This window comes from Methanohalobium sp. (assembly GCF_046546175.1).
In the GTDB taxonomy this organism is placed as follows: Archaea; Halobacteriota; Methanosarcinia; order Methanosarcinales; family Methanosarcinaceae; genus Methanohalobium.
Map to the genome: position 1 here is coordinate 1 of NZ_JBKGYF010000093.1, position 6467 is coordinate 6467.

Annotated in this window: 7 protein-coding genes; all 7 read right to left on the reverse strand. The window is 38.1% G+C overall.

Annotated features, from left to right (window positions below):
• Positions 1-129: 129 nt before the first annotated feature.
• Positions 130-1599: a homoserine O-acetyltransferase gene (locus ACLFMM_RS08625; RefSeq protein WP_410808329.1), complete on the reverse strand. Its 1470-nt coding sequence runs from the start codon at positions 1597-1599 to the stop codon at positions 130-132.
• Positions 1596-2882 (reverse strand): O-acetylhomoserine aminocarboxypropyltransferase/cysteine synthase family protein, encoded by a 1287-nt coding sequence (locus tag ACLFMM_RS08630; protein ID WP_410808330.1) that lies wholly within the window; start codon positions 2880-2882, stop codon positions 1596-1598. The genes ACLFMM_RS08625 and ACLFMM_RS08630 overlap by 4 nt, the downstream gene beginning before the upstream one ends.
• Before the next feature lie 21 nt (positions 2883-2903).
• Entirely contained in the window at positions 2904-4058 is a 1155-nt protein-coding gene (gene pscS / locus ACLFMM_RS08635) for an O-phospho-L-seryl-tRNA:Cys-tRNA synthase (protein WP_410808331.1), read from the reverse strand.
• A gap of 132 nt (positions 4059-4190) precedes the next feature.
• The gene (locus ACLFMM_RS08640) at positions 4191-4469 is read right to left on the reverse strand and encodes a DNA-directed RNA polymerase subunit L (RefSeq protein ID WP_410808332.1); all 279 of its coding nucleotides are present in this window, start codon (positions 4467-4469) and stop codon (positions 4191-4193) included.
• Between the two features lie 23 nt (positions 4470-4492).
• On the reverse strand, positions 4493-5086 hold the full coding sequence (locus tag ACLFMM_RS08645; protein ID WP_410808333.1) for an exosome complex RNA-binding protein Csl4: 594 nt from the start codon (positions 5084-5086) through the stop codon (positions 4493-4495).
• Positions 5087-5329: 243 nt separating this feature from the next.
• Positions 5330-5923 (reverse strand): METTL5 family protein, encoded by a 594-nt coding sequence (locus tag ACLFMM_RS08650; RefSeq protein WP_410808334.1) that lies wholly within the window; start codon positions 5921-5923, stop codon positions 5330-5332.
• A 4-nt stretch (positions 5924-5927) separates the two neighbouring features.
• Positions 5928-6467: diphthamide biosynthesis enzyme Dph2 (gene dph2, locus ACLFMM_RS08655; RefSeq protein ID WP_410808335.1), on the reverse strand; the 540-nt coding region annotated here is incomplete at its 5' end.

A 6467-nucleotide genomic window follows, 5' to 3' on the forward strand; every position in this document is an offset into this window, starting at 1 on the left:
TAGAGCCTGTGGAGTTGTGTTCGTTAGAACAAACTATGAAACAGGAAGCCACTTGATCTTTAGCCAAGTGGTAGTTCACCCAACATACGTATGTATTCTAAGGAAAACTTATTTTAAAAAACATCTGGATTAAAATTCCTCAATCAACCTGCTTATATCCTCACTGGTAACCATCCCAATAACCCTTTTATTTTTATCAATTACAGGAAGTGCAGAAATATCCCTGCTTTCCATCTTTTCTGCTGCTTTCTCAATGGGTTCATCAGGTCGGGCAGTTATAACATTTTTTGTCATTATCTCATCCAGATTACTTGATTTCAATGCGATTGATTTTGAGATGTCCCATGATGTTACAATGCCAGCAAGTTTACCATCTTCATATACAAGGGGTAAATGAGTTATTTCTTTTTCAAACATTACTCTGGCAGCTTCATCGATACTGATTCCTTCACTAATTGTTGCTATATTTTCAATCATTATATCAGAAACATAGGTATGTGAAAGGAAATTGTTGATTACATAATTTAACTGTCCACTTTCCAGAAGGAAGGAATCATGACCGTAATTGGATTCAATTTCCCTATATGTTACATCAGCGTTGTTGGCACTTAAAGACATCACAATTTCTCTCAATTGGTACGGAGGGTATAGCCAATCAGATGTAAACGATATTACCAAAAATTTTGCTTCAACATCCCTCAAACCTTCCGCAAGGGAATTGTTTTCAGTCAAATCAAAATAATCAACAGCTTTGGTAAGATACAGATAGGAATTCGCATCAAACCGTTCGGTAAATGTTAAACCTTGATAATGAAGATAACTTTCGACTTCAAATTCTCTGGAAAAATCGAATTCGTATTCGTTTTTATTCTGCAACCGCCTTCCGAATTTCTGGTGCATGGAATCATCGCTTAGATAGGTAATGTGGCCTATCATCCTTGCAAGAGCAAGACCATGAGTTGGTTGTTTACCGCCATAATAATCACCACTGTTCCAGTTTGGATCAGAAACTATGGCAATCCTTCCAACCTCATTAAAGGCAATTTGTTGTGGTGTGGAATATCCGGCTGTAGCGATAGGAATTGCTTTTTTAACCATCTCCGGATAACTTACACTCCATTGTAACACCTGTAGTCCACCCATTGAGCCACCAACAACTGCGAAAAGTTTGGATATACCCAGATAATCTACCAGTTTTTTCTGGGCATTTACCATATCTTTTATAGTAACTACTGGAAAATCAAGACCATAAGGTTCCTTTGTGTCCGGATTAATGGATGATGGACCTGTAGAACCCTTACAACCTCCTATTACATTGGAACAGATTACAAAATATTTCTGCGTATCAAGTGCTTTACCGGGACCTATTATAATATCCCACCACCCCGGTTTCCTATCACCTTCATGCCAGCCTGCCGCATGAGCATCACCCGTAAGGGTATGGCACACAAGGATAGCATTGCTTTTATCCCAGTTTAAAGTACCATAGGTTTCAAAAGCAAGAGTAACATCCTTTATCTTTTTACCACTTTCAAGGATAAGCTCATCTGGTATTCGATAATACTGTGTTTCAACATCACCTATTGATTTGTATTTCATAATTTCTGGGACAACTCCAGTGCCTGGTCTATATCCTGAATAATGTCTTCAGCATCTTCTATACCTATAGACAATCTGATGAAATCATCAGTAACTCCGGTAGCCTTTTTCTCTTCATCGGTTAATTGTTGGTGGGTTGTAGACGCAGGATGCACAACAAGACTTTTTGCATCTCCTATATTGGCAAGATGAGACAGTAACTGAACATTCTCAATAAATTTTTTGCCGGATTCCAATCCACCTTTAATACCAAACCCGATCAATGCACCGTATTTATTGTTGAGGTATTGTTTTGCACGTTCATGTGTCGGATGGTTTTCAAGTCCCGGATAGTTTACCCATTCAACATCAGGATGGTTTTCAAGGAATCTGGCTACCTCAAGTGCATTGCTGCAATGTTTTTCCATTCTAAGTGGAAGTGTTTCCAGCCCCTGTAAAAACAGGAATGCATTAAAAGGACTCATGGCTGTACCAAGGTCTCTTAGAAGCTGAACACGCATTTTTACAATGAATGCAATGTTTCCAAACTCTTTCCAATACTTTAACCCATGATAACCGGGGTCAGATTCGGTAAGCACCGGGAATTTTCCATTGTTCCAGTTGAAATTTCCTGAATCAACAATTATTCCACCAATTGAAGTCCCGTGTCCACCTAAAAACTTGGTTGCTGACAGGACTTCTATATCAGCACCAAAATTTATCGGCTGTGTGATTCCAATACCCACTGTATTATCCACTATAAGGGGTATACCAGCGGAATGGGCTATATCTGTTATTTTTTCAAAATCAGGTACATCAAGTTTAGGGTTCCCTATTATTTCAGTATAAATTGCTTTTGTATTTTCGTTTATCCGGTTTTCAAATTCTTCAGGTTTGGTAGAATCCACAAATTTCACATTTCTGCCGAGGTCAGGGAGTGTATTATTGAATAACTGGTAGGTACCGCCATAGAGGTTATCTGCAGAAACGATTTCATCACCGGGCTGGGTTATACCGAGTACTGCTAGTGTAATGGCAGACATACCTGATGAAACAGCCAGTGCACCTGCACCCCCCTCAAGTGAAGCCACACGTTTTTCCAGTACTTCATTAGTAGGGTTTGTTATCCTTGTATATATATTTCCAAACTCTTTCAGATCAAACAACCTTGCAGCATGGTCTGTATTTTTAAAATTGTAGGCTGTTGTCTGGTAAATCGGTACAGCCCTGGCACCTGTTGCTGGGTCAGGCACCTGTCCCGCATGTACTGCTCTTGTAGAGAATCTGTAATTTTTTCCGCCCATATAAAACCTCTATATTCAGAATTATTCGTATTTTTTGATGATTTCATCAAATGCATCTACTACAGTCGATAGATTTTCACGTCCGACTCCAAAAGTGCTTAATTTGAAAAATTTGGTAAGCCCTGCTTTTATACCATGGATATTCCTGGCTTTTAATTCTTTATAAAGGAAATAACGGCCGGATTTAGCATTCTTAGAGATTTCATATATATTAGGTGCCTCGAAAAACATGAGGTCATGGTTGTGCGGCTTATCACCTACCTGATTCAGTCCCAGATTTTCGAGTTTTTCAGAAAACCATCTCGCGTTTTCAACTTCCCTGTCCCATTCACGGGTTCTTTTCACAACCTTGGGGAATGAAGCTATCATCGTCATTAATGTAGCTCCGCGGGCAGTACATCCGAGTAATTCTACTTCTTTATTTTTGTGGGTAGGTGATTTCCTGAACACGGTATCAGCATAATTTTCACTTACTCCCAGTACACCGATTGGTCCTGATGATGCCATTGATTTATGACCGCTTCCTACTATAAAATCCGCACCTATTTCATTGGCATCAACTGGCATTCTACCTATGGAATAGGCACAGTTTAAAAGGAGCGGCACATTGTATTCATGGCAAATTGACGCTACCTTTTTTGCATCAGGAAGGTTTCCGTAATTTCCGTCAGGGTAGGTGAGGAGTGCCATTGAAGGTGGTTCACCGGTCTCGTCCATTACTTTCTCTATAGATGTTGCATAACCTTCAGGATCTATCCAATAATCAGGATGTCCTGTATTGGGTACAGTTTCAGTATTCAACCGTGCACGTTGTGCAGCAACATGGGACGAATAATGTGCCAAATTATCAAGTACAATCCAGTCACCTTCATTAGCCACCGAATGCATGACAGCGAACTTGGATTCGCGAGCACCGTTTGTTATCCTAACTTCATCTACACCTATGAATTCAGGTAATGCTTCATGGACAAAATCTTTTATTTTGGGCTTTTTTATCTGGTCAAGAGTTCCAGGGCAGAAATCACATACAGAGTACCCATCTCCCCACTGAACAAGCGCCTGACGGGCTTCATCTGTTAAAATCCCGCCTGTTTGTAATGGGTCAATATTGATGGCGTTTAATGGTTCTCGTTCTATAAATCCATATTTTTGTAGTGATGATTCGTCAAGTGCCATCTTATTTTTCCTCTCGATTATATTAAATATAAGATCACTAATTCACACTGTGAATCAGCAAATTTGGTACTGCTTATATATAAAAAGAGTGGTCGAGCGTTTAAAACAACTCGACATTATTGACAAAAAACCTCAGGCTTTAACAGCTTCACTAAAAACTGAGTTGAATTCGTCACATCGTGATATAAGTTTTGATAATGCATCCTTGATAACAGCAATCTGGTCTGTACCATCGGTCTTGACATATAGTACTGGTTCGCTTACATTCACATGTTTCATATCATATGATGCAATTTCTACTCTTTCATCTTCCAGTAATATGGATTTTAATACATTAAGAAGGGTATGGTCTTCTCCCTGGATTTCTATATTTATTTCATAATCTGTCTTGTTTAAAATTTTAAGCTCCATTATCTCTCACCATTGATAGTTAATTAAATTATTCCGGTTCCATAATCAGAAGATAATTTACGGTTTTCAACATTTCCACAGTATGGACACTTTAATTTGTTATCATTTTTAACCATTGCACTTTTACAGTTTGAACAATATGCTTTCATAACCCCAAGTGATTCCTCAGAAGTGCTTAAATTCAGGTTTTTAGCACTTTTAATTTTACCTTTTATGATATCAAAAGGTGCAAATTCATCAGAAAGTTTTTTTACATACGCATCTTTAACATTGGATACATGAATCGCTGCTGGTCGAGTACCCTGAAACTCTCTTTCACCTTTATCCTTGATAGCCTCAAGTCCCACGATTGCTACTGAATCACGAACATCAGTAATACCACCTATAACGATATCACCTTCTTTTATGGACGGTGGTGTTTTCGTTTTTGGAACCACTGATACTGAATGGGTTTTTTCATCAACAATTACTTTACCGGTTACAAGTGAATGTATATTTCCGTAGTATATATATGTACCTTCTCCTGGTATGAATTCTTCAGTAGTTCCCACAAAATCACCGGGCATAACTAAAACCGGTTCACTGTCTTCAGGTTCACCAGGTTCTTCCGGTTCCAATGTTTCCTCTCCAGTATTTTTTTTGTATGCTTCACTATTTTCGTTGATATTTTCTTTCTCCTTAAATTCAATTGTATCTTCAGCTATGGAATTTTTCTCCTGTGTATTTATAGATTTATCGGATTTATTTATAAATTTTTTATCATCAGATGATTTTATTTTTCTTCTTGAAAGTTTTTTCCTTATTCTAATAAGAATCCCTCGTTAAACTAATTTAAAATAATAGCTACAGAAAATCTGGTTTTATGGACACTGGATGATTCTATATACTTCAACTTCAATTCTTTCTACATCTTTTTTATGGAATTTAAATGTTCTTTTCAATGGAAACCCTGTAGTATACCAGTCTGTGATAACTGCAGGACTGATAAATTTTTGAATAAAATTTTTGCTTCCTTTGTTATGTATTGAATATATTACATTCGCCATTTTCAGGGCGTTTGATAAAAACGGACGGTCACTTCCCCTCATCTGTGATCCGAATGGAGGATTCATGACCACTGTCTGTGCTTTACCAGATATATTACCTATATCCTGACATATAAATTCAACGTCAACATTCATTATTTTGGCATTTTTTTCAGCAATTTCAAGTGCGTACTGGTCAGAATCGAATCCAACCACTTTTTTGGTTCCCAATAGTTTTGCTCCAATGGCCAGGATTCCTGTTCCACATCCAAGGTCATATACTGTGTCTTTCAGGTCACCTTTCATATATGCCAGATGAAGCAATTCAGCAGCAATTAGTGAAGGTGTCATATATTGTTCCAGTGAAACATCAGGCTTATCAAATCCTTCAACCTGTTCGAGCAACATTTCAAGTTTTCGCTGTTTCATCAGATTACTGTACACCTCTTATTTCATCGAACACCAATTTTTCCCATTTACGTTCTCCCAGTACAATTTCAAATTCCTGAGGTGTTAGCATGGGAGCAGGAAATTGCCCTACATCATCGATTGCGATTCTGGGACATGCGGTGTTTACAAAGGCATCCACTTTGAACTGGAGCAATTGTTCAGGTGTTACAAGGTCCATGTTCAGGATATATGCTATTTTACCATATTTTTTTGCCAGTTCTTTTAATGACCTAGCCAGTTCCATACGATATTGTCCAACTTTTGTCGAAATTACTATTCCGAATACAGATGAATCCAGTGATTTTGCAATAACAGCACTTCTCTGGCGCAATATCTTGGACGGGTCTACATAATAAGTTTTATCCGTGAATGGATCTGCAACTGTGACAGGTTTTCCGGTTGCAAGTGATACGCCTATTGGATGGAATTCTCCGCTACCAATATATAAATATTCATCACATTCATTTATATCAGCAGATGAAAAATTACAGCCAAGTACCTGACCCGGATGAGCGATTCTGGT